General features: G+C 41.3%; 22 protein-coding genes and 1 riboswitch. Of the genes, 19 read left to right on the top strand and 3 right to left on the bottom strand.

The features are described 5' to 3' along the window. Nucleotide 1 precedes the first annotated feature (1 nt). Genes JJN12_RS08300 through rpiB form a run of 3 tightly spaced genes read left to right on the top strand, consistent with a single transcriptional unit; the run spans nt 2 to nt 1,998 of the window. On the top strand, nt 2–1,057 hold the full coding sequence (locus JJN12_RS08300; protein WP_208429240.1) for an L-threonylcarbamoyladenylate synthase: 1,056 nt from the start codon (nt 2–4) through the stop codon (nt 1,055–1,057). A 48-nt stretch (nt 1,058–1,105) separates the two neighbouring features. After that, complete coding sequence (locus JJN12_RS08295; RefSeq protein ID WP_208429239.1) at nt 1,106–1,555, top strand: arsenate reductase/protein-tyrosine-phosphatase family protein; 450 nt, start codon at nt 1,106–1,108, stop codon at nt 1,553–1,555. 2 nt (nt 1,556–1,557) lie between these two features. Then, nucleotides 1,558–1,998: a ribose 5-phosphate isomerase B gene (gene rpiB / locus JJN12_RS08290; RefSeq protein ID WP_208429238.1), complete on the top strand. Its 441-nt coding sequence runs from the start codon at nt 1,558–1,560 to the stop codon at nt 1,996–1,998. Here rpiB and JJN12_RS08285 read toward each other — a convergent pair. Further along, nucleotides 1,979–2,497, bottom strand: a complete 519-nt coding sequence (locus JJN12_RS08285; protein ID WP_208429237.1) for a DUF402 domain-containing protein — start codon at nt 2,495–2,497, stop codon at nt 1,979–1,981. The two genes, rpiB and JJN12_RS08285, sit on opposite strands and share 20 nt — an antisense overlap. Nucleotides 2,498–2,585: 88 nt before the next feature. Here JJN12_RS08285 and JJN12_RS08280 point away from each other — a divergent pair, with 88 nt between their 5' ends. The 7 genes from JJN12_RS08280 (at nt 2,586) to metK (ending at nt 8,547) form a co-directional block, all read left to right on the top strand. Next, on the top strand, nt 2,586–3,605 hold the full coding sequence (locus JJN12_RS08280; protein WP_208429236.1) for a S66 family peptidase: 1,020 nt from the start codon (nt 2,586–2,588) through the stop codon (nt 3,603–3,605). Next, entirely contained in the window at nt 3,602–4,153 is a 552-nt protein-coding gene (locus JJN12_RS08275; RefSeq protein WP_208429235.1) for a DUF5662 family protein, read from the top strand. Before JJN12_RS08280 ends, JJN12_RS08275 begins: the two co-directional genes overlap by 4 nt. 181 nt (nt 4,154–4,334) lie before the next feature. Further along, entirely contained in the window at nt 4,335–5,378 is a 1,044-nt protein-coding gene (locus JJN12_RS08270) for a PTS transporter subunit IIC (protein WP_208429234.1), read from the top strand. Nucleotides 5,379–5,528: 150 nt separating this feature from the next. Continuing rightward, nucleotides 5,529–6,629 (top strand): YedE family putative selenium transporter, encoded by a 1,101-nt coding sequence (gene yedE / locus JJN12_RS08265; protein ID WP_208429233.1) that lies wholly within the window; start codon nt 5,529–5,531, stop codon nt 6,627–6,629. Between the two features lie 8 nt (nt 6,630–6,637). Then, nucleotides 6,638–6,844, top strand: a complete 207-nt coding sequence (locus JJN12_RS08260) for a sulfurtransferase TusA family protein (protein ID WP_208429232.1) — start codon at nt 6,638–6,640, stop codon at nt 6,842–6,844. Then, nucleotides 6,844–7,083: a DUF3343 domain-containing protein gene (locus tag JJN12_RS08255; RefSeq protein WP_208429231.1), complete on the top strand. Its 240-nt coding sequence runs from the start codon at nt 6,844–6,846 to the stop codon at nt 7,081–7,083. The genes JJN12_RS08260 and JJN12_RS08255 overlap by 1 nt, the downstream gene beginning before the upstream one ends. Before the next feature lie 41 nt (nt 7,084–7,124). Next, nucleotides 7,125–7,228, top strand: a riboswitch (SAM riboswitch). A 128-nt stretch (nt 7,229–7,356) separates the two neighbouring features. Further along, nucleotides 7,357–8,547 carry a methionine adenosyltransferase gene (metK, locus tag JJN12_RS08250; protein ID WP_208429230.1) on the top strand — a complete coding sequence of 397 codons (1,191 nt, stop codon included), beginning with the start codon at nt 7,357–7,359 and terminating at the stop codon, nt 8,545–8,547. Between the two features lie 260 nt (nt 8,548–8,807). On the opposite strand, the gene JJN12_RS08245 is transcribed toward metK, so the two are convergent. Together JJN12_RS08245 and JJN12_RS08240 are read right to left on the bottom strand one after the other, a co-directional pair. After that, nucleotides 8,808–10,502 carry a DAK2 domain-containing protein gene (locus JJN12_RS08245; protein WP_208429229.1) on the bottom strand — a complete coding sequence of 565 codons (1,695 nt, stop codon included), beginning with the start codon at nt 10,500–10,502 and terminating at the stop codon, nt 8,808–8,810. A 12-nt stretch (nt 10,503–10,514) separates the two neighbouring features. Next, nucleotides 10,515–10,871 carry an Asp23/Gls24 family envelope stress response protein gene (locus JJN12_RS08240; RefSeq protein ID WP_208429228.1) on the bottom strand — a complete coding sequence of 119 codons (357 nt, stop codon included), beginning with the start codon at nt 10,869–10,871 and terminating at the stop codon, nt 10,515–10,517. A gap of 165 nt (nt 10,872–11,036) precedes the next feature. Between JJN12_RS08240 and JJN12_RS08235 the strand changes: the two genes are divergently transcribed. The 9 genes from JJN12_RS08235 (at nt 11,037) to JJN12_RS08195 (ending at nt 22,363) form a co-directional block, all read left to right on the top strand. Next, complete coding sequence (locus JJN12_RS08235) at nt 11,037–11,207, top strand: hypothetical protein (RefSeq protein ID WP_208429227.1); 171 nt, start codon at nt 11,037–11,039, stop codon at nt 11,205–11,207. A 12-nt stretch (nt 11,208–11,219) separates the two neighbouring features. Next, a complete protein-coding gene (locus JJN12_RS08230) occupies nt 11,220–12,344 on the top strand; it encodes a hypothetical protein (protein WP_208429226.1) in 1,125 nt (374 codons plus the stop codon). Between the two features lie 291 nt (nt 12,345–12,635). Then, complete coding sequence (locus JJN12_RS08225; RefSeq protein ID WP_208429225.1) at nt 12,636–14,354, top strand: extracellular solute-binding protein; 1,719 nt, start codon at nt 12,636–12,638, stop codon at nt 14,352–14,354. A gap of 127 nt (nt 14,355–14,481) precedes the next feature. Further along, nucleotides 14,482–15,408, top strand: a complete 927-nt coding sequence (locus tag JJN12_RS08220; RefSeq protein WP_208429224.1) for an ABC transporter permease — start codon at nt 14,482–14,484, stop codon at nt 15,406–15,408. 12 nt (nt 15,409–15,420) lie between these two features. Then, nucleotides 15,421–16,320, top strand: a complete 900-nt coding sequence (locus tag JJN12_RS08215; protein WP_208429223.1) for a carbohydrate ABC transporter permease — start codon at nt 15,421–15,423, stop codon at nt 16,318–16,320. A 2-nt stretch (nt 16,321–16,322) separates the two neighbouring features. Next, the gene (locus tag JJN12_RS08210) at nt 16,323–17,069 is read left to right on the top strand and encodes a copper homeostasis protein CutC (protein WP_208429222.1); all 747 of its coding nucleotides are present in this window, start codon (nt 16,323–16,325) and stop codon (nt 17,067–17,069) included. A gap of 22 nt (nt 17,070–17,091) precedes the next feature. Then, complete coding sequence (locus JJN12_RS08205; protein WP_208429221.1) at nt 17,092–19,665, top strand: transglutaminase-like domain-containing protein; 2,574 nt, start codon at nt 17,092–17,094, stop codon at nt 19,663–19,665. After that, nucleotides 19,649–20,965, top strand: coding sequence for an alpha-L-fucosidase (locus JJN12_RS08200; RefSeq protein ID WP_208429220.1), 1,317 nt, complete (start codon nt 19,649–19,651; stop codon nt 20,963–20,965). The genes JJN12_RS08205 and JJN12_RS08200 overlap by 17 nt, the downstream gene beginning before the upstream one ends. Then, nucleotides 20,966–22,363, top strand: a complete 1,398-nt coding sequence (locus tag JJN12_RS08195) for a leucyl aminopeptidase family protein (RefSeq protein ID WP_208429219.1) — start codon at nt 20,966–20,968, stop codon at nt 22,361–22,363. It abuts the gene before it with no gap. Nucleotides 22,364–22,386: the final 23 nt, after the last annotated feature.

The raw sequence follows: 22,386 nt of genomic DNA, 5'->3' as shown, positions 1-22,386 counted from the left end.
TATGAAGACGGAATATGTGGATCTAAGGGATGAATATGACATAAAGGAAGGTATAAAGAAGGCTGCAGGTATCATAAAGAAAGGCGGCCTTGTGGCCTTTCCAACGGAAACTGTGTATGGCCTTGGTGCTAACGGACTTGATGAAAACGCAGTTCCTAAGATATATGAGGCAAAGGGAAGGCCTTCCGACAATCCTCTTATCCTGCATATTAGTGAATTTGATGAAATAAAGAGTATAGTAAAGGAAATACCAAAGACTGCCCTTATCCTTGCTGAGGAATTCTGGCCGGGACCTCTTACTATGGTGCTTAAAAAGAGTGATATCGTGCCTTACAGGACTACAGGAGGACTAGAGAGCGTTGCGGTAAGGATGCCTTCCAATAAGATAGCAAGAGAGCTAATAAATGCTTCAGGTGTACCTATTGCGGCTCCAAGTGCCAATTCATCAGGAAGGCCAAGTCCTACCAAGGCTTCACACGTCATCCTCGACCTTGATGGTAAGATAGATATGGTGATTGACGGAGGGGCAGTTGACATAGGCCTTGAATCTACAATTGTAGATGTAACAGGAGATGTACCTGTAATACTTAGACCGGGCTTCATTACTGAGGAAATGCTGTCTGAAGCCATAGGAAGGGTAGAGATTGATGAAGTGGTTAAGAGCCTTAGCCCTGATAAGGACTTAAAGCCTAAGGCGCCCGGTATGAAATACAGGCATTATGCACCTAAGGGCAAGATGACCATATACAAGGGTAAGCCTGAAAGGGTAGTAGAGAGAATAAATGAGGAAATAGCAAAGTCTGCGGGAAAGAAAACTGCTGTACTTGCAACTGATGAAACAAAGATGTATTATAAGGCTGATGTGGTTATATCCGTAGGCAGCAGGGAAGATGGAGAAAGCATTGCGCACAATCTTTTTGACGCTCTCAGGAGGTTTGATGATGTTGGCGCAGAAGTCATTTTTTCTGAGGGATTTGATGAGAATAGGCTTGGCTTTGCCATCATGAACAGGTTGCATAAATCTGCGGGATATAATATCATAATGATAAAAGAGTAAAGAATTTTTACTTTTTCCAACAGCTTTTGGCTTGTACAGGAGGTAACTGTGTACGATAGAATTATATTTGTGTGTGAGGGAAATCATTCCAAGGGGCCAATCGCAGAAACCATATACAAGAGTCTGACAGAGAATGAGAATATTCAGGCTATATCAAGAGGGCTTGTTGTACTTTTTTCTGAGCCTGTCAATGAAAAGGCTGTCTCAGTCCTTGAGAATCACGGTCTTACCTGTGCGGTGGAGTTCTCAAAGGAGCTTACAAAGGAAGATATAACTGAAAATGCGCTCATACTCACAATGACTGACAAACAAAAGAAACAGACCATCGATAAATACGAGATTGAAAACAATATATTTTCAATAAAGGAGTTTAATGGCGAAGAAGGGGAGGTAAAAGACCCATACGGTGGAACTCTGGTTGACTATGAGGAGTGCTATAATGAACTTCTGAGACTGATTAAAAAAACTATATACAAACTTGATGAAATGGGGAAATGATTATGGAGAACAAAGCAATAGCTATTGGGAGTGACCATGGCGGGTTTGAACTAAAGCAGGAGATTATTAAGCATCTGACTAAAAAGGGAATTGGCTTTGAAGATTTTGGCTGCTTTTCTGAGGCTTCCTGTGACTACACTGACTATGGAAAGGCTGTGGCAGAGGCTGTAGCAGCAGGGAAGTATGAAAAAGGCATACTAATCTGTGGAACAGGTATAGGCATATCCATTACAGCCAATAAAATAAAGGGCATCAGATGTGCCCTTTGTAGTGATTGTTTTTCAGCAAAAGCTACCAGAGAGCATAATGATGCCAACATCCTTGCTCTTGGCGGCAGGGTAGTTGGCGTAGGACTTGCTCTAAAGATAGTTGATACCTTCTTAAATACGCCATTTTCCAATGAGGAAAGGCATATAAGAAGAATCAGTAAGATAGAGAGCTGAGATATTCTTCAAGTGCATATATAGGCTCCTGAAGTAAAGAGTATTCATCATTGTAGATATAATCGAGCAGGGCGTGGAAGCTGTTAAGAGCTCTTACCTCCTGCTCTTTTGTTATGTAATTTTTCTCTACTGCTTCGGCAAATTCATCCAGATCAAGGATTCTTATGCTGTTGTCAGGATAAACGACTAAATCGATGAGCAAATCAGTGAAATTAATATTTTTTCCAATAAAGCTAAGTTCGGATATATCGTTATACCAGTATAGAAGCCTTCCGTCACCGTCAAAGAGCTTGCTTACCTTTATACCAAGTTTAGGGTAATAGGCAGAAAATCCCCCCGAGATGTCAGGACGAGTACGGATGGCTCTCCAACCTGTGACAATTAGCTCATCAGACACGTAGTAAATGGTATCATTTGTTAACGATATTATTTCATCGGGAATATAGCGTTTTCTGTTAACTATATAAGTTTGATAAAGATCAGTACTAAATTTAATCATTTTTTGCCCTCTCTGACTGTGTTAAAATTATATAATCTATGGTATCATTTTAGTTAGAATAAGTAAACCATATTTATAGGAGAAATATATGAATATTCCAAAATTTTTGAAAAAAGATGATGTTATAGGGGTTACAGCTCCATCTGCAGGCTTTATAGAACAGGCAGACCTTACAAGGCTTGAGAGCGCCAGACTCAATCTCTCTGAGAGAGGCTATGAGCTTATAGAGACTGATAATGTGAGAAAATGCTACAAGGGGAGAAGCTCTACGGGGAAGAAGCGTGCTGAGGAATTTCTCTCTCTTATAGAAAATAAAGATGTAAAGTACATTGTCTCAACAAGCGGTGGAGACTTTCTTATGGAAATGCTTGAGTACCTCGACTATGACAAGATAAAGGCTAATCCTAAGTGGATACAGGGGTATTCTGACAATACAGGACTTATATATCCTATTACTACTATCTGCGATATGGCTACTGTTTATTCGGGAAATATCGGCGACTATGGGATGTCTCTCTGGCATGCGGCAGTTAGAAACAATCTGAAGATATTAGAGGGAAATGACATTGCGCAAAAGGAATTTGACCTCTTTGAAAATGAATATGTAAAGAAGATAACAGGCTTTGAGGGCTACAATCTCACTGAGAAGGTAAAGTATGAGTTTGTTTCTGAGAATAAAACTGAGAGTTTTAGCGGCAGGCTGCTTGGAGGCTGTCTTGATGTGCTGATTATGCTCTGTGGCACCAGGTTTGACAAGACTGTTGACTTCGTAAGGAAATATAAGGAAGAAGGCATAGTATGGTATCTGGAGAGCTTTGCACTTTCATCAGCCAGACTTCAATGTGCACTTTGGCAGCTAAAGGAAGCAGGCTGGTTTGAAGGGGCTAAGGGCTTCTTATTTGGAAGACCTTGCTTTTTTGCTGAGGAGTATGAAACAGACTTCAATGAATCAGTAAAGACAGCTCTTGATGGTCTTAATCTGCCTATAATTACAGGCTGTGATATAGGACACAGACCCCCAAGGCTAACTATGATAAATGGTATGATGGCAGAAGTTAAATTTGACGGCGAACACTTTGAAATGAGATATCCGGAGGTAAGAGAGTGAAAAAGAACTTTTTTGCCAGATTATTTGGGCATTTATCTACAGTGGGAAAGCATAGGTCACTGGTTAGAAAGCATTGCTTTAAGCTGGGACTTTATCGTCAGGGGCTTATGCACGATTTATCAAAGTACTCATTTGTAGAGTTTTGGACAGGTGTTAAGTACTATCAGGGAGATAAAAGTCCTAACTTTGCCGAGAGGAAGGCAAATAACGGCTACAGCTATGCCTGGCTTCATCACAAGGGAAGAAATAAGCATCATCTTGAGTATTGGATAGATTATGACCTAAGCGACGGTGCAACCATGATGGGACTGGAGATGCCTGCCTGCTACCTTGCGGAGATGTTCTGCGACAGGCTAGCTGCAAGCAAGACTTACAGGGGAGATAGTTACAAGGATTCAGACCCTTATGAGTACCTGATGCTTGTAAAAGACCATTACATAATTCATCCCCAGACCTTGTCTGAGCTTGAAAAAATGATGACTATCCTAAAGGATGAAGGAGAAGAGGCTGCATTTAGCTATATCAGGAAAGAAATATTAAAAAAATAAACTGAAATTTATAAAAAAGATAAATACAAATCATAAGTAGAATACTGGACTTTCTCTTTTTGAGATGTATAATTATTCTCAAGTCGGAAAACTAATAAACAACTCCTATATCAGTGGGTGTCAAATGTATATCGTTGACACCCACTTCGTATAGTAAAGGAGTCTGAAAAAGGAGAAAGAAATGGGCAAAAAGTACAGTTCTGTGCAAGATTTTCTAACTAAAAAAGGTATTGAAATCTCGTTCAAACGTTATGGAATTGACGTCTTAGGCTCGATGGCTATGGGACTTTTCGCATCACTTTTGATAGGAACGATACTAAACACAATCGGCCTCAAGCTTGGTATACCATTCTTTTCGGAGACAATATGGCCAATAGCCAAGGAAATGACCGGACCTGCCATAGCTGTAGCAATTGCGATGGCTCTTAAGGCTCCTAATATGGTGGTGTTTTCATCACTCATTGTAGGCTATGCGGGCAATCAGCTTGGAGGCCCTGCCGGTGCCTGGATTGCATCCTGGCTCAGTGTGGAACTAGGCAAGGTTGTATCCAAGGAAACAAAGGTAGACATAATAGTTACTCCTGCAGTAACCATAATATCAGGAGTTAGTATAGGCACTCTTTTAGGACCTGTGATAAACAATCTGATGAGCGGCCTTGGGAAAACCATCATGCTTGCAACCTCTCTTCAGCCATTCTGGATGGGAATAGTAATATCAGTAATTGTCGGCATAGTCCTGACCCTGCCGATAAGCTCCGCAGCACTTTGCATGATGCTTTCTCTTGCAGGTCTTGCAGGCGGAGCAGCAACAGCGGGCTGTAGTGCCCAGATGATAGGCTTTGCAGTAATGAGCTTTAAGGAAAACGGCTGGAGCGGGCTGCTTGCTCAGGGGCTTGGTACTTCTATGTTACAAATCCCGAATATACTTAAGAACTGGAAAATATGGATTCCACCTACACTTGCATCAGCGATAACAGGGCCTATTGCCACTACGATTTTTAAAATGGAGAACATACCTCTTGGCTCAGGCATGGGAACCAGCGGACTGGTAGGACAGATAGGTACAATTACTGCTATGGGTGAGGCAGGAGCATCTGCATTTACAATCTATACAGGAATAGTGGTGGTTCATTTTCTATTGCCGGCTGTATTAAGTCTTATATTTTGCAAAATTCTGAAAAAAATGGGCTGGATAAAGGAAGGAGATTTAAAATTAAACTTATAGAAAAATTAAATAAAAAGTTTGATTGATTTGATAAAACAATAGCAACAAAATTGACAAAATTAACTGGGGAAGGTACAATTTTATTGTGAAATATACATTTTTAAAACAATTCAAAAATGTATAAAATTTTATCAAAAGGGGGATTTTAGTATGGAGTTCTTCAGTACTAAAAAAGGATTATTCACATTGGGAATAATCGCAGGATTGGGTGCAGCACTTCTTGCATTTCTTGGCAATCCTAAAAACATGGCGTTTTGTATAGCCTGCTTTATCAGAGATACAGCCGGAGCTATGCATTTTCACAGCGCAGAGGTAGTTCAGTATGTAAGACCTGAGGTAATAGGAATTATAGTCGGAGCTTTCGTTATCTCATTACTTACCAGGGAATATCGTTCAACAGCAGGTTCTTCTCCTGCACTCAGATTCTTCCTTGGTGTAATAATGATGGTATGTGCTCTCGTATTCCTCGGCTGCCCACTTCGTATGGTACTTAGAATGTCAGCAGGCGATATCAGCTCTTACGTAGGCTTAGTGGGGTTTGTAGCAGGTATAGCTACAGGAGCCTTCTTCCTTAAGAAGGGCTTTTCACTTGGAAGAGCTTATACAGCTAAGAAAGAAAGCGGATACGCACTTCCTATAGTTGTGGCAGTAATCTTCGCGCTCTTTTTAGCAGTACCTTCACTTTTTGCCTTCAGTGAAAAAGGACCTGGAAATATCCATGCTCCTGTAATTGCATCTATAGCTGTTGGTATCCTTATCGGATTTATCGCTCAGAAGAGCAGAATGTGCTTTGCTGGCTCAGTTAGAGATATCATCCTCTTAAAGGATTTTAGACTTATTTCAGTAATCGGCGGTATTTTCCTTGTTATGCTTATCTACAACATTGCGACAAGTAACTTTGCCTTTGTAGCATATGGACCAATCGCCCACGCACAGACACTTTGGAACATTCTTTCAATGTATGGTGTAGGCTTTGCAGCTGTTCTTCTTGGTGGCTGCCCTCTTAGACAGCTTGTACTTGCAGGAACAGGTTCATCTGATGCTGCTATCACTGTTCTTGGTATGTTCGTTGGTGCTGCTCTTGCACACAACTTTAAGCTCGCAGCAGGTGCAGCCGCAGTAGCAGATGCAGCCAAAGGAATAGAGGCATCAGCAGGCGGTCCTGGAATAAATGGCCAGATATTTGTAGTTGTTTCAATTATAGTATTGTTTGTAATTGCAGCCGTTGGTCTAAAGAAGGCTGATAAATAGGAGGGAAAATGAAAGAGATAGATGTAAGAGGCTTATCCTGTCCGGAGCCGGTCCTTATGCTCAAAGAGGCTCTTGAAGCAAATAAAAATGATACATATAAGATTCTTGCCAATGAGGCTCATACAGTGAAAAATCTAAAGAACTTTGCCGAAACCCATGGCAAGAAGGCGGACATCAAAGAGCTTGGGGCAGAATATGAGGTAACTGTAAGCTAATGAGACGTGAAAAGCCGGTTAAGTTATATGTGACTTTTTATACATACGCAGAGGCTATGGCTATGGATGCTGCCTGCAAGAGGGCCAATATTGGTGGAAAGTTAGCATCCATACCAAGAAAACTTTCCGCAGGCTGTGGAGTGGCCTGGGAATGTGACTTAGAGCTTAGAGCCGACATTGAGAAGCTTCTTAAACAGGAGAATATTGAGTTTGAGGAAATGGCAGAATTATCCGCTTGACAGAATGTGATTAATGTAGTAAGATTTCTGTCAAAGATATTCTCTTATTCAGAGTGGCGGAGAGTGAAGGCTCTGTGAAGCTACGGCAACCCCTGAGATATGGAAGGTGCCAACCTGAGCGAAGTTATACTTCGAGCAATAAGAGGATTTGATTATTTCGTCAAGTCCAATGAGGTTAATTAGAATAAGAGAGGTTATCGAAAGATAGCCTCTTTTCTTTATGAAAAACAATATCTTTACAGAAAAACTCAGTATTATGAAAAAGGAGAAACAATGGATAAGTTTATTTTTACATCAGAATCAGTAACAGAAGGACATCCTGATAAAATCTGTGATGCAATATCAGATGCCATACTTGATGCCTGCCTTGCAGAAGATCCAATGAGCCGCGTTGCCTGCGAAACAGCTACCTGTACAGGCTTTGTACTCATAACAGGAGAGATAACCACCAATGCTAAGGTGGACTATGCCAGGATTGCAAGAGATACTATCAAAGAGATAGGCTATGATGATTCAAGAAAGGGCTTTGATGGTGAGACCTGCGCAGTTCTTGTGGCAATAGACGGTCAGTCACCTGACATAGCTATGGGTGTTGATAAGGCGTATGAGGTACGTGAGCAGGATATGACAGAGTCTGAGCTTTCTGCTATAGGAGCAGGAGACCAGGGAATGATGTTTGGATATGCTTCAAATGAAGGTGATGAGCATATGCCTTATGCACTTTCTTTGGCGCATAAGCTCACAAGAAGGCTCACAGAAGTAAGAAAGAATGGTACCCTTCCATATCTAAGACCGGACGGTAAGAGCCAGGTGTCTGTGGAATATGATGAGAACGACAGGCCTGTAAGGCTTGAAGCAATTGTCGTATCCAGCCAGCACGACGAAGATGTTAGCCAGGATAAAATCAGAAAAGACATCCGTGCAGAAGTAATAGATAAGGTTGTAGATAAGTCAATGGTAGACGAGCACACCAAGATATATATCAATCCTACAGGGCGCTTCGTAATAGGAGGACCTCACGGAGATGCAGGACTTACCGGAAGAAAGATAATAGTAGACACCTACGGCGGTGCTGCAAGGCATGGCGGCGGTGCATTCTCCGGGAAGGATGCTACCAAGGTAGACAGAAGTGGTGCTTACGTGGCAAGATATGTAGCTAAGAATATAGTTGAAGCAGGATATGCAGACAAGGTAGAAATCCAGCTTTCATACGCTATTGGCGTAGCAGAGCCTACTTCAGTTCTTGTGGATACCTTCGGCACAGGAACAGTAAGTGAAGAGAAGCTTGTGGCAGCTGTAAGAGAGGTATTTGACCTTCGCCCGGCAGGAATAATCAAGATGCTTGACCTTAGAAGACCTATATACAGAGGAACAGCTGCTTATGGGCACTTTGGAAGAACTGATATAGACCTTCCTTGGGAGAAGACTGATAAGGTAGATGAGCTTAAGAAAATATTAGGGTAAGAGGAAGCAAAGTTTTGAAAATCTCATGTTTGTGGAACTAAGCCTTTTGCAGTACCAAGCTGCTTAATATCAAAAAAGACTTCATAAAAGCCTATGGCAGATATGAAGTCTTTTCTTTTATTCTTAAAACAGAATATAAAACAATATTTCAAAATGTAATAATGCAAGGTCAAAAGTATAAAAACGGTGAAAGCTTGATTGCAAGAGAATCTATTATCTTTTGGCACCCGCATCATGTAATACAAAGTAAAACTACTAAATTACTCTACTGAAAGCAGATAGTAGTATACAGGCTGCCCGCCAAAATGTACCTCAATGTCAAGTCCTTTGTAAATGCCTGCAACCTTTTCAGAGAGTGCGTTGGCAGCAGATTCACTCACATCATTTCCGTAGTAGAGGCTGATAATGCTGGAATCCCCGTCTACAAGGTGGTCAAGCATCTCAAGTACAGCCCTGTCAACTGAATCACATACGGAGATTATGCCTTCATCACCTATACCCATGATGTTGCCCTGGCTGATGGATTTACCGTCAATTGCTGTATCGCGGACTGCGTATGTAACCTCTCCTGACTTAGTGTACTGCAGGGCATCAGTCATCTTTTCGGTATTTTCCTCTACATCACCGTCATTTACATAATTTATAACAGCTGATATACCCTGAGGTACAGTCTTACTTGGGATAACAATTATATTCTTATCCTCTGTAAGCTCCTTAGCCTGATTTGCAGCCAGGATGATATTCTTGTTATTAGGCAGGATGAAGATATTCTCAGCATTTACCTTATCAATTGCATTTAAGATATCATCTGTGCTTGGATTCATTGTTTGTCCGCCTTCAAGCACAAAGTCAACTCCAAGCCCCTTAAATATTTCGCTAAGGCCTGAACCAGCTGATACAGCTATAAAGCCGTCTTTCTTTTTAGGCTCATTTGCAGCCTTTTTTGCTTCTTTTTCAGCCTCTTTTTCTCTATTTGCTATCTGGGTAGCATTCTCAATAACTCTTTCATGGTGCTCTTCTCGCATGTTGTCTATCTTCATACTCGTAAGCTGTCCGTAGGTAAGAGCCTTCTGGATAGCAAGTCCCGGGTCGTTAGTATGAACGTGAACCTTAACTATCTCATCATCTGCAACCACTACTATACAGTCTCCAAGTCCCTCGAGATAGTGCTTAAAATCAGCCTCATCCTTCGCAGTAAACTCTTTTTCCGACATTATAATGAATTCTGTACAGTAACCAAACTTAATGTCGGCGGTTTCGATATCATCAGTGATTCCAGACTTTCCTGATGAAACTTGTGCAGTTGTAATGTTGCCGTCTGCAAGTGGAACTACTTTACCAAGGATAACATCATAAGCACCCTTAAGTACTTCTATAAGGCCTGCACCGCCTGAATCTACAACGCCCGCTTCTTTAAGGACAGGAAGCAGTTCAGGGGTAGAAGCAAGAACTTTTTCCATATGTGAAAGGACTTCACCAAAGAATTTAGCTATATCGTCTGTTGTGCCTTCAAGCTCAAGAGCCTTATCAGCGCCACCCTTAGCAACTGTGAGTATAGTTCCTTCCTTTGGCTTCATTACTGCTTTATAGGCTGTTTCTGATGCTTTGTCAAATGCAGAAGCAAGAACTGATACATTTACATTGTCAGCATGTGCAGTAATCTCCTTGCAAAAGCCTCTTAAAAGCTGTGAAAGAATAACACCTGAGTTACCTCTTGCTCCTCTTAGGGAACCGCTTGACATAGCCTTTGCGATACTTTCAATGGTAGGATGCTCTACCATAATTACGGCCTTTACAGCAGACATAGCTGTAAGGGTCATGTTGGTACCGGTATCTCCGTCAGGAACAGGGAATACATTTAGCTCATTAATTCTCTCTTTTTGAGACTCAAGTCTCGCAGCACCTGCTAGGAACGCCTTCTTTAACAATTGTGCATCTAATCTGGATATTGCCACTTGTCATCCTCCTTAGTCTACGACTCTTACACCTTCAACATATACGAAGATGTTCTTAACTTTCATTCCGGTAAATTCTTCAACCTTGTATTTAACATTTTCAATAAGGTTGTCAGCAACAGCAGAAATACTTACGCCGTAGGCTACAATTATATGAAGCTCAGCAGTAATTTCGTTATTTTCAATGGTGATTTCAACACCCTTGCTAAGGTTATCTTTCTTAAGCAGGGTAGCAAGACCGCTAATCATACTGAGGGAGGCCATACCAACTATACCGAAACACTCGATGGCAGCTGAACCCGCATAGCTTGCGATAACGTCTTCGTTTATCGAAACCTCTCCAATATTTGTATTTACATATCCTTTCATAAAACCTCTTTTCCATGTGATAACACATTGATTTTGATGTTTTGTGCATACTACAAGAATTATACCCATTATGAGATAAAAATTCAAGTTTGATATCTGACTTTATTTTTTCTGATAAATATGGTAGTATTAGAACATAGTCTAATACTGAAAAGGAGAAGAAAAATGTCAGAATTTGAAAACAGTGATGAGAAGGCTTATAGAAGCATGAATTTTATAGGAATAGTGAATATTTCACTTGGTATAGTTATGGTTGTGGTTTCTGCCGTATGTGGAGCTTTTATCATAGCCGGAGGGGCAAAGCTTCTTAAGGACAAAAAAGGAATAACTTTTTAATGGAGATGTTTAATGAAGCTAAGCGCTAAGGAAAAATTTTCAAGAATAATTGATGCCATGCTTTATGGCGATTTTACTACCAAGAAGTATTTGTACGGAATAGTATTATTTACCATAGCTACCCTTGTAACAGGAATAATGGCTGTCTTTGGTGCAGGGATATGGTTTGGGCTTTCTGCGATGCTTGTCGGAGTGGTGGATTTGATATGGTGGCAGTCAATGACCCTTACCGCAAATGACCTGAAAGAACAGGGCAGTAAGGAAAGGTATTTGCAGGAAAAAAAGACAAAGAAGCTCGAAAAGGAAAAAGAAAAGGCTGAGGAAAAGGCAAGGAAGGAAGAAGAAAAACGCCTTAAAAATGAGCCTCAGAGCGAGGTAGAAAAGGCACTTGGTAAGGCAGAGGAGGGCGCCGGTGAGAATGTCGGGTATAGGATAAGCAGCGAAGAGATAAAATATGTCTTAAAAAAGTATAAGGCAAAAAAAGACCACAGAGAGATAATCATTGACTCCTGTGAATCTTTGGGGCTTAAGGAAGCTCCTGCTTATATCTGGGCGGACAAAAAGAAGTATTACTTCCTCATTCTTGGAGACGGAGAGCCTCTTAAGCTTGACTACCCGCTTGAATACAACCTTAAGCTTCATTATGAAGTCGGGGTAAAGGCCAATCCTGATGCTGAATACAAGAAGTTTAAGGGAGTGAGCGTTGTAGCCATTGCCTTTGCACCTTTTTTACCTGATTATTATCAGAAAAGAACGGATACAGGAACTGCATTTTATAAGAACCTCTACAGGCTTGGGAAGGACATGTATTTTACCAATACCTCAGCTAAGAATGTGTTTGACATCACGGGAGCAGACTTTGAGATAAAGGATGATGTGACTGAGGATATGCGCCACGGAGAAGACTTTAAGAACGCATACAAAGCAAATATTCTCTGGCGGGACGGAGCCATTACTTCCAATGAGTACAAGAATATCATCACAGGGCTTTTAAGCAGCCTTGCGAGAGCCGATATAAGGTTTGATGACTTCAACAGAATACTCGAGCAGATGAGGGAGTATAACTTCATCACCAAGGCTTATAAGGATTTCTACATAGACTACAGAAAGAAATACAGAGAGAAGATGGCAAAATAGAATAAACCAGATGACAAATCCTTTTGCAGGGTAACTTGCAGAAGGATTTTTGTCGTTTAGAACCACTCTTAGACAAATGTCGGATAGAGGACAAATATATTCGTTACTAATTTCACAAATAAACAGATTTGAACATATGGCCAATTTTGTGTTTATGACTAAAAAATACCCTAAAACACCTTGTCAAGATGTTGATTTTTAAATTATTATAAGTATAATCAATGTAACAACATATTCATCTCTGATAAATAGCAGGGTAATATGATAAAACACACTCAAGGAGGAAGAAGAATGAAAAAGGGGCTTAAGAAGTTTTTGGCTCTGGGGCTTTCCACAGTGCTTGCGGTAGGAGCGCTTGCAGGCTGCGGAACACAGGGTGACTCAGGCAAATCAGGAAGCGCAGGAAAGGCTTCGGGAAGCACAGCCGGAAGTGCATCAGGAGTAGTACTTAACGATGGTGGCACTTATCCTGTAGTGAAAGAGGGTAAGCTTGAACTCTCCGTATTTACAATGAGCATGCCTAATGTACAGGATTTTGCTACCAATGACTTTACAAAGTTCTTGGAGGAAAAGACAGGCATCCATATTAACTTTGTGACAGCAGGAAGAGATGAGTATGAGGAAAAGCTTAATCTCCTCTTACAGTCAGGCGACTATCCTGACGTAATACTTGGAGGCGCACCTAACCTTGCTAAGTACGGCGTTAAGGAAGGAGTTATTATCCCTCTTGATGACTATCTTACTGAAAAGAATGTACCTAACTACCTTAAGATAGTTGCTAACTATGATATAAACAAGACAAAGGAAGCAGACGGCAAGATATATTCCTTAGGTGGAGTAAATGACTGCTACCACTGCCAGTACGCAAGAAGAATGTGGGTAAATCAGAAATATCTTAAGGAAATGGGAGTTGAGATACCTACTACTACAGAAGAGTTTAAGAATGTATGTAAGAAGTTCTTAGAGTATAAGAAGGGTGGAATTGCAGTTGCAGGTGCAGCTCAGGGCTGGCATACCCGTATGCAGGACTGGCTTATGGGTTCATTTACCTTTGTACCAAGTAAGTCCGCAACCCTTAGTGCAAGAGACTATGTAGTCCTTAACGATGAAACAAAAAAGGTTGAAACTGTAGCTATTACAGATGCTTATAAAGCAGGTCTTAAGTATATGAACGAGCTGTATAAGATGGGAGCTATCTATGACGGTAACTTCACTCAGACAAGTGAACAGCTTAGAACTCTTGCCAATCAGGCAGATGCACCTATCCTTTTCTTTACAGCAGGTGTTAACTCAGACGTTATAGACCCTGAAAGCAACAACGAGCTTTATAGAAACTACGTACCTGTAGCACCTCTAAAAGGACCTGATGGAACCCAGATAGCTTGGACCATCCGTAACTCAGGCTTTGGCTCAGGTGGTTTCTGTATAACAGATAAGTGTAAGAATGTAGAAGCAGCTCTGCGCTGGGTAGACTTCTTCTATAATAGTCCGACAGGTGACCTTTGTTCTCAGTATGGAGCTGAAGAAGGAAAAGACTGGGTGCTTAACCCTAAGGGAAAGGTTGGCTTAAATGGCGAGCCAGCGCTTTATGAAGTACTTAACCTCTACTCCTCAGACCCTCAGAACCACGACTGGCAGGATGTAGGACTTAGAGTTGCTCCTGCTTCATACCGTCTTGGACAGGCAGTTGATCCAAATGTAGACCCTTATTCACCTGCTGGACTTGAGAAGCTCTTGTTTGATACATCAAAGAACCTTTACGAGCCATACGCCAACAATACAAAGCTCCTTAACCTCTCAGAGCTTAAGCTCACAGATGAGGAGAGTACAGCGGTATCTACAATGGCAGTTGAGCTTGAGAAGATTATTGAAGAAAACTCTGTTGCATTTATAACAGGAACCAAGGATATAGACGCTGAGTGGGATAGCTACAAGGACGCTGTTAATAAGGCAGGAATTGAAGAAATCCTAAAGACATATCAGACAGCGTATGACAGACAGACTAAATAGTGTTTTTGCCTGAAATTAGGCAGATAAAGTTAAGGAAGCTGTCCACACTTTGGACAGCTTCCAGACATTTAAGTGACTTATGTGAGGACAGGAAGTGATTAAGAGGTAAGAAAGGAATTATGCAGCTATGGCAAAAAACAGTGCTACGATTAGTAAAAGTAACAAGATTAAGTCTGCAAACTGGCAGTTTTGGGTTATTATAGCCGTTCCAATCATTTACGCGATAATATTTGCCTATATCCCTATGGCGGGTATAGTCCTTGCCTTTCAGGACTTTTCTATCAGGAAGGGTATATTTGGAAGCGAATGGGTGGGACTCAGATATTTTAAACAATTCCTGACTTCAACAAGTAGTGTTTTGGTTATCAAGAACACCTTGATTCTCGGTATATATTCATTTTTAGCTTCATTCCCTGTACCTATCCTGCTTGCGATAGGAATCAATGAAATGAGAGCTAAGAGATATAAGAAGGCTGTGCAGATGGTTACTTATGCACCATACTTCATATCCATAGTTGTACTTGTAGGTATGATGATGCAGATGATGGACCTTAGAAGCGGTATTATCAATGTCTTCATACAGAAGTTAGGTTTTTCTCCGATTAATTTCTTCGGCGACCCTAAGATATTTAGGCATCTCTATGTATGGAGTGGTGTATGGCAGTCTGCGGGCTATGCTTCTATCATTTACCTTGCAGCACTTTCGGGAGTAAGTAAAGAACTACAGGAAGCGGCTATAGTTGACGGGGCGAACAGAGTTAAGAGAATACTGCACGTAGATATTCCTGCAATCCTGCCAACTATTATAATCATGCTGATATTTAACTGTGCAAGCATAGTGAGTATAGGTCTTGACAAGGTCTTCCTTATGCAAAACTCTCTAAATGCTTCAGTATCTGAGGTTATATCAACCTTTGTGTACAAGGTGGGTGTAGTTAACTCCAATATCGGATTTTCTACAGCTGCCGGACTCTTCCAGTCAGTTGTGTCATTTGTACTTCTTGTAATAGTCAATAGGGTATGCAAGAAGATTACAGAGAATAGTTTATGGTAAAGAGGTGATATAATGGAAAATACAAAATTCAGATACATGAGCATAGGTGACAAGACATTTACAGTTGCCAACTATGTAGTGCTTACAGCGATATTTTTGATAGTGCTTTATCCGATTATCTATGTGATTTCAGCCTCATTTTCCAGCCCTCAGGCAGTTATTAGCGGAAGAGTTCTCTTGCTTCCTGTAGAGCCTACCTTAAGAGGATATGAGGCGGTATTTCAGAATGCAAAGATACTTTCGGGTTTTGCCAACTCTATATTTTATCTGGTTGCGGGAACTGCTATTAATATAATAATGACAATACTCTGTGCCTACCCACTCTCCAGAAAGGAGTTTAGGGCAAGAGGAGCGGTGGCTATGTTCTTCATCTTTACAATGTACTTTAGCGGTGGTATAGTGCCATCTTACATCCTTGTAAAGAGCCTCCACATTATGGATACAAGGTGGGCTATGATAATACCTACAGCTATGTCTACCTACAATATGATAATCTGCAGGACCTACATAGTAAATTCCATTCCTGACGAGCTGTACGAGGCATCTCAGATGGATGGATGTACACCTTTTAAGTATATGATGAAGGTAATCGTACCTCTTAGCAAGCCTATAATTGCAGTTCTTGTACTCTACTACGGAGTTGCAAAATGGAATGATTATTTTAACGCAATGCTTTATCTCTACAAAGAAGGTCTTCAGCCTCTAACCATAGTTATGAAGGAAATCCTCATTCAGAACAAGGTGGATTTGACTAAGGTGGGTAATGCTTCGGCTGTAGCAAAGCTTCAGGGAATGTCAGAGCTTCTTAAGTATTCTACAATAGTAGTAGCATCTCTCCCTGTTATGCTTCTTTACCCTTTGATTCAGAAGCATCTTGTTAAGGGTGTAATGGTTGGAGCAGTGAAAGGATAAGTATGGAAAATTATATATTGGAATGTTGCGTAGACAGGCTCGCATCAGCAATAAACGGTGAAAAGGGCGGTGCAAACAGGTTCGAGCTTTGTGCCAATCTTGTAATAGGCGGAACTACTCCAAGCTTAACATTATTCAGGCAGGTTAGGAAGCATACTAACCTGCCAATTCATGTACTTATAAGAAACAGATTCGGAGATTTCTGTTATAATGATGACGAGATAGAAGAAATGTGCGATTCCATAAAAGCCTTTGCGGATGAAGGAGCTGATGGGGTTGTGGTTGGAGCTTTGACACCTGAGGGAGACTTGGACGAAAGAGCTCTTAAGAAGTTCATAGAGGCAGCAGAGAAGGCTAAGGTCGTGCTTCATAGAGCCTTTGACATGTGTAAGGAGCCATTTGCGGCACTAAGTAAAGCTAAAGAGCTTGGGATTGACACCATCCTTACTTCAGGACAGAAAGGAAACTGCGTAGATGGAAGCCCGCTCATAAAGGAGCTGATAGAGAGGGCGGGTAAAGAAATCAACATACTTATAGGAGCAGGCGTCAGTGCTGATGTTATTAAAAAGGTATATGAGATGACGAGAGGAACCAATTATCATATGTCAGGAAAGAGGGTAATAGATAGCAGGATGACTTACAGAAGAGAAGAGGTAAGTATGGGACTTCCCTCTCTTAGTGAATATGATATATGGGAGACTTCAGCTGACGAGATAGCAAAGGCTGTAAAGGTGTTAAAGGAATTATAGGAATTTTGAAACAGGAGGAAGTATGTTTTCAAAAGAGTTTAACAAGAGAATAGAAGAAAGGCTTAATCAAAGAATAAATGAATTAGGTCTTAATGTGTTAAAATCCGAGCTTTATAGCTTAAAAGAAACCGAAGATACTGATGTAATGGAAGCCTTATATTATCTGTATGCATTTATGCCTCTAAGTGATATAGGTGACTACAAGATAGAGACCTTCCTTGATTTTGCAAGACATGGAGCCTTTCTCTTTAATGAGGGAGAGTTTAAGGGAGCGGCAAATGAAGAAATGTTTGCAGAATATGTACTTGGCGCAAGGATAAATAATGAGGATATAGTTGAGAACAGAAAAATCTTCTATGACAGGGTGAAGTCTCTTATCAAAGGCAAGACTATGAAGGAGGCTGTAATCGACATAAATTACTGGTGCTCATCAAAGGTAACCTACAGGTCCACAGACGGAAGAACAGCCAATCCATTGACAGTCTACAACAATACTTACGGAAGATGTGGTGAGGAGTCCACCTTTGGAGTTTCAGTATTTAGAAGCGTGGGCATACCTGCAAGACAGGTATATGTGCCTCTTTGGTCACATTGTGACGACAACCACGCCTGGGTAGAGGTATGGTGTGACGGGAAATGGTACTTTCTCGGAGCCTGTGAGCCTGAGGATGAGTTAAATCAGGGCTGGTTCTTAAATGCTTCTAAAAGAGCCATGATGGTTCATGCAAGATGCTACAATCCTGAGCTTGAAAAGGATGTGAATGAGGCTGTAGGTATACCTGTAGCTGTAAATGCCCTTAGCACCTATGCTCCAACCAGAGAAATCTTTGTAAAGGTTATGAATGAGGCGGGAGAGCCATTTTCTGGCATCAAGGTGTATTTTAAGGTAATTAACTACAGTATGCCGGGGGAGATAGCTGTTACCTGTACCGATGAAGAAGGTGTAACAAGACTTAAGACAGGCAGAGGCAGCCTTATAATATCAGCCTATGAAGATGGAAACTACGGTGAAGTCTTAGTGGATACTGCAGAGGATATACAGATAACATTGGTGCTAAGCCCTGATGGCTATAAGAAGACGGAAGGTTCATTTATTATGAGGGCACCAAGCCTTGTAAACAGTGGAAAGGCTGAAAATAAGGCAAAGTCTGAAGCAAGTGATGCAAGGAAAAAGGAAGAGGCTGAGAAAAGAGCTTATAAGGAAGCAAGCTTGTTTGACAGGGAAGCGGCTGAAAGGACCATCAAGAGATTTAAGGGAAAGGACGGGGAGATTCTTAGCTTTGTCCTTCTTAAATCCTGTGAAAACCAGAGAGAATTGCAGAAGTTCATATCAGAAAAGAGAGAAATCCCTGACAAGTGGAAGGTGGGGCTGATTGACAGCCTTCCTCAAAAGTACTATCAGGACACTGATGCTGATACCCTGTTTGAACACTGCCTCTATACTGATGAAAAGCTATATGAAAAATATCCTGAAGAGATTTTTTACCAATACATACTTTCTCCAAGAGTGGATTTAGAAAAGATAGTTCCTTACAGGAAGTTCTTGTCTGAGAAGTTTAAGGATGAGAAGGTATCAAACTTAGATGAGATTAGGGCATTGTTTACTAAGGTGGATGCTCTTCTTAAAGAAAAGCCTGAGTATGAGTATGGAAGTTTAGTAAGCTCAGCAGTTGGAGCATTTACACTGGGCTATGCAAGCAAAAAATCAAAAAGAATAATTTTTATTCAGCTCCTTAGAAGTCTTGGTCTTCCTTCAAGGTTAAACCCTAATGACAGGACCATGGAAGTATATATAAATGGTGGCTTCGCTGCCATTGAAGAGAAAAAGGAAAGCCCTAAGGGGAGCCTCGAGCTTGAATTTGAGGCAGGTGTCAACTGGAGTTATTATGATAATTTCAGTATCTTAGCCTACTCTGAAGGAGAGTTTAAGCCACTTTATCTGGATATGGAAGACATAAAGAAAGATGGAGGTGTACTTAAGTTGAATGTGGGAACCTATAGGCTTATAACAAGCAACAGGCTTCCAAACGGCAATATATTTGCAAAATCAGTGCTTGCAGAAGTAAAAGAAGGTGAGAGTACCAAGCTGTCCGTAGCCTTTTACGAGGCAGGCATAAGCGATATGCTTTCTGACTATCCTATTAGAAACATAGAATTTGAAACTGAAAAGAAAGAAAAGACTTCGATTGGTGAACTCACAAAAGATAAGAACGGTATCTTCATCTGGCTCTCTGCAAAGGCGGAGCCTACAGAGCATATCTTAAATGAGCTTCACGATAAGAAGGAGTTGTTTAATAAGCTTAAAACTAAGCTACACCTCGTGGTTAAGTCTGAAGATGAGCTTGAGGATGCCAATATAAAAAGGATTGCAGAAGAGCTTAGCAACAGGGATATCCTTTTTGAAAGCTTTGATACAGAGGCAGGAAAGCTTGCCAGAGAGCTCTACCTTGAACCGGGACTCTACCCTCTTATCTGTGTAGTGGATAAGGAAGGAAGGGGAGTTTACGCAACTGCAGGCTACAATGTGGGAACAGCAGATATGTTACTTAAAATATGCGGATATTTAGAGGAGGAAAATCATGAATCAGGTCATTAAAGATAGGACAGAGCGTACAAAGTGGTACAACAGTGCAAGATTTGGAATGTTTATCCACTGGGGCTTATATGCTATTCCTGCCAGAGGAGAGTGGGTAAGAAGTGTATACGAAATACCTAAAGAAGAGTATGAGCCTTATTTTGATGAATTTTATGCTGAAAACTACAACCCTAAAGAATGGGCAAGGCTTGCCAAAGAAGCCGGAATGAAATATGCAGTCCTCACTGCAAAGCATCACGATGGATTCTGTCTATATGATACTAAGCTTACAGATTTTAATTCTGTGAAAGCGCCTTGTAAAAGGGATCTTGTTAGGGAGTTTTTAGAGGCTTTTAGAGCAGAGGGAATAAAGGTAGGACTCTATTATTCAATAATTGACTGGAGACACGAGGACTTCCCTCATTACGGAGATATGCACCACCCTATGAGGAATAATGAAAAATGCAGTAATGAAAACAGAAACTTTGACCGCTATCTTGAATATATGTTTGGACAGATAAAAGAGCTTCTTACCAACTACGGTCACTTAGACCTTATGTGGTTTGACTTCTCTTACGGAGATATGAAATGCGACAAGTGGAAAGCTAAGGAACTTATGGAAATGGTTCGCTCCATCCAGCCGCATATCATAATCGACAACCGTCTTGAGGGCAGTGCAGAGGATGCAGGCTCAATAAGAACTCTTGAGCCTACTACATACTCAGGCGACTTTGCTTCCCCTGAGCAGATGATACCACCTGAAGGAATCAGAGACGTGGCAGGGAACCCTCTTCCTTGGGAAGCCTGCATAACCCTTAACAACCACTGGGGGTACTGCTCCTATGATAAGCATTATAAATCAGCTAAGATGGTTATAAGAATGCTTGTAGAATGTGTGAGCAAGGGAGGAAACCTCCTCTTAAATGTGGGACCTAATGCAAAGGGTGAGATTCCGGTAGAATCCGTGGTCATACTTGAAGAAGTAGGCAGGTGGATGAAGCAAAACGGAAGAAGTATCTATGACTGTGGGTATGCAGAGCTTCCAAAGCCTGAATGGGGAAGATTTACAAGGAAGGGCAATGTTCTTTATGCCCATGTAATGGAAGAACAGGCAGGAGCAATCTGCCTGCCTAACTTGGCTGGAAAGATAGAGAAGATGCGCCTTGTAAAGGACAATTCCGTTATAGATGAAACCTTTTACTGGAACTTAAAGGAGTTCTCAGAGCATTCATTCTTCTTCTTTTCACCTACTGCTGCGGACTGCTATCCTCTCCCTGATGAGATAGATACTGTGGTTGAGATATTTCTTAGGGAGGAATAGATGAGCGTAGTCTTAGGAAATGTAGGAAATACAGAGGTTATTTTTGTAAAAAGGGGTGAGAAGGGATATCCTTATGAAGAGAGGGTGGGCACTGTCTTTAAGGCAGAATATCTTGATGTGCTCTTGTTGCCGCTTGAAAAGGATAAGAAAGTCTTGTTTGTAGGTCTTGGTAAGGAAAATGTAAAAGAGCCTTCCACCTCTATGGAAATCTCTGCAAAGGCCTGTAAGGAACTTAAAAAATATGAGATAAGTGAATACAGCTTCAATGTAGAAAACTTAAGGCTTAATAAGGAGAGCTTTGTAAACTTTGCAAAGGGGATTTATCTCTCTATAAAGGCAAAAAGAAGCTACAAGAGCGATGCTAAGATAGAAGAGGCCAAGGTAGGAATAGTAGGCACAAACCTTGACATAAGCCCTCTTCTAAAGAAGGCAGAGATAATAAGCGACAGCATTATATTTGCAAGAGACATGGTAAATGCGCCGTCAAACTACCTTCACCCAAAGGAGTTTACAGAGGAAATAGCCGAGTTTGTAAAGGATACAGCCATAGAAACTGAGATATTGGATGAGGAAGAGCTTAGGAAGCTTAAAATGGGTGGAATCCTTGGGGTAGGGGGAAGCAGTGCCTTCCCTCCTTACCTTGTAGTGCTTAGATACAGGGGTAATCCTAAGTCTAAGGAAAATACTGCCATAGTGGGCAAGGGAATAACTGTAGATACAGGTGGATACTGCCTGAAACCTTCGCAGTTTATGGCAGGCATAAGGGGAGATAACGGCGGTGCGGCAGCAGTTGTGGGAGCGATAGCCATACTTGCAAAGCTGAAGGCTAAGGTGAATGTAACTGCCATTGTGCCAACAGCCGAGAACAAGATTGCCCCTGACAGCTATGTGGACGGAGATGTGCTTACATCCTACAGCGGTAGAACGATAGAAGTCTGCGATACAGATGCCGAGGGCAGGCTCATCCTTGCAGATGCAGTCACCTATGCCGTAAGAAATGAAAAGGCTACAAGGGTGCTTGATATTGCAACCCTTACAGGTGCTGTAGTAGGAATGTATGGCTTTACCATAGGAGGAGTGGTAACGGACTCTGATGAGATGTGGGAGGAGTTTTACAGGGCTTCTCTTAAAACAGGAGAGAAGCATGCCCGCATCCCTTTTGGAAGAGAGCATGAGAAGATGCTTGAAAGTGACATAGCCGATATCAAGAACCTTGGTGGAAAATTCTGCGGAACAATAACTGCGGGGCTATTTATCAGAAGTTTTGCCGAGAAAAAGCCTTGGCTTCATATAGACATAGCCGGTACAGCCTGGGTAGACACCCCTGACTATGCTTATCAGGATAAGTATGCAACTGGGGTGTGTACTGATACCATAGCTGAGTGGCTGATGGGATAATAAATTTTTGCAACCAATTTGCA

The organism is Catonella massiliensis, from assembly GCF_016651435.1.
In the GTDB taxonomy this organism is placed as follows: Bacteria; Bacillota; Clostridia; order Lachnospirales; family Lachnospiraceae; genus Catonella; species Catonella massiliensis.
Note: the sequence above shows the minus strand (reverse complement) of the source record. Positions and strands in the feature narration are given on the sequence as shown.

Excerpts from the sequence above, each read along its gene's own strand:
- JJN12_RS08215 (WP_208429223.1), top strand. The coding sequence starts at position 15,421 with ATGGAAAATACAAAATTCAGATACATGAGCATAGGTGACAAGACATTT.
- JJN12_RS08235 (WP_208429227.1), top strand. The coding sequence starts at position 11,037 with ATGTCAGAATTTGAAAACAGTGATGAGAAGGCTTATAGAAGCATGAAT.
- JJN12_RS08240 (WP_208429228.1), bottom strand. The coding sequence starts at position 10,871 with ATGAAAGGATATGTAAATACAAATATTGGAGAGGTTTCGATAAACGAA.
- JJN12_RS08195 (WP_208429219.1), top strand. The coding sequence starts at position 20,966 with ATGAGCGTAGTCTTAGGAAATGTAGGAAATACAGAGGTTATTTTTGTA.
- JJN12_RS08200 (WP_208429220.1), top strand. The coding sequence starts at position 19,649 with ATGAATCAGGTCATTAAAGATAGGACAGAGCGTACAAAGTGGTACAAC.
- JJN12_RS08220 (WP_208429224.1), top strand. The coding sequence starts at position 14,482 with ATGGCAAAAAACAGTGCTACGATTAGTAAAAGTAACAAGATTAAGTCT.
- JJN12_RS08230 (WP_208429226.1), top strand. The coding sequence starts at position 11,220 with ATGAAGCTAAGCGCTAAGGAAAAATTTTCAAGAATAATTGATGCCATG.
- JJN12_RS08255 (WP_208429231.1), top strand. The coding sequence starts at position 6,844 with ATGAGACGTGAAAAGCCGGTTAAGTTATATGTGACTTTTTATACATAC.
- JJN12_RS08270 (WP_208429234.1), top strand. The coding sequence starts at position 4,335 with ATGGGCAAAAAGTACAGTTCTGTGCAAGATTTTCTAACTAAAAAAGGT.
- JJN12_RS08225 (WP_208429225.1), top strand. The coding sequence starts at position 12,636 with ATGAAAAAGGGGCTTAAGAAGTTTTTGGCTCTGGGGCTTTCCACAGTG.
- JJN12_RS08280 (WP_208429236.1), top strand. The coding sequence starts at position 2,586 with ATGAATATTCCAAAATTTTTGAAAAAAGATGATGTTATAGGGGTTACA.
- metK (WP_208429230.1), top strand. The coding sequence starts at position 7,357 with ATGGATAAGTTTATTTTTACATCAGAATCAGTAACAGAAGGACATCCT.
- rpiB (WP_208429238.1), top strand. The coding sequence starts at position 1,558 with ATGGAGAACAAAGCAATAGCTATTGGGAGTGACCATGGCGGGTTTGAA.
- JJN12_RS08210 (WP_208429222.1), top strand. The coding sequence starts at position 16,323 with ATGGAAAATTATATATTGGAATGTTGCGTAGACAGGCTCGCATCAGCA.
- yedE (WP_208429233.1), top strand. The coding sequence starts at position 5,529 with ATGGAGTTCTTCAGTACTAAAAAAGGATTATTCACATTGGGAATAATC.
- JJN12_RS08285 (WP_208429237.1), bottom strand. The coding sequence starts at position 2,497 with ATGATTAAATTTAGTACTGATCTTTATCAAACTTATATAGTTAACAGA.
- JJN12_RS08260 (WP_208429232.1), top strand. The coding sequence starts at position 6,638 with ATGAAAGAGATAGATGTAAGAGGCTTATCCTGTCCGGAGCCGGTCCTT.
- JJN12_RS08205 (WP_208429221.1), top strand. The coding sequence starts at position 17,092 with ATGTTTTCAAAAGAGTTTAACAAGAGAATAGAAGAAAGGCTTAATCAA.
- JJN12_RS08300 (WP_208429240.1), top strand. The coding sequence starts at position 2 with ATGAAGACGGAATATGTGGATCTAAGGGATGAATATGACATAAAGGAA.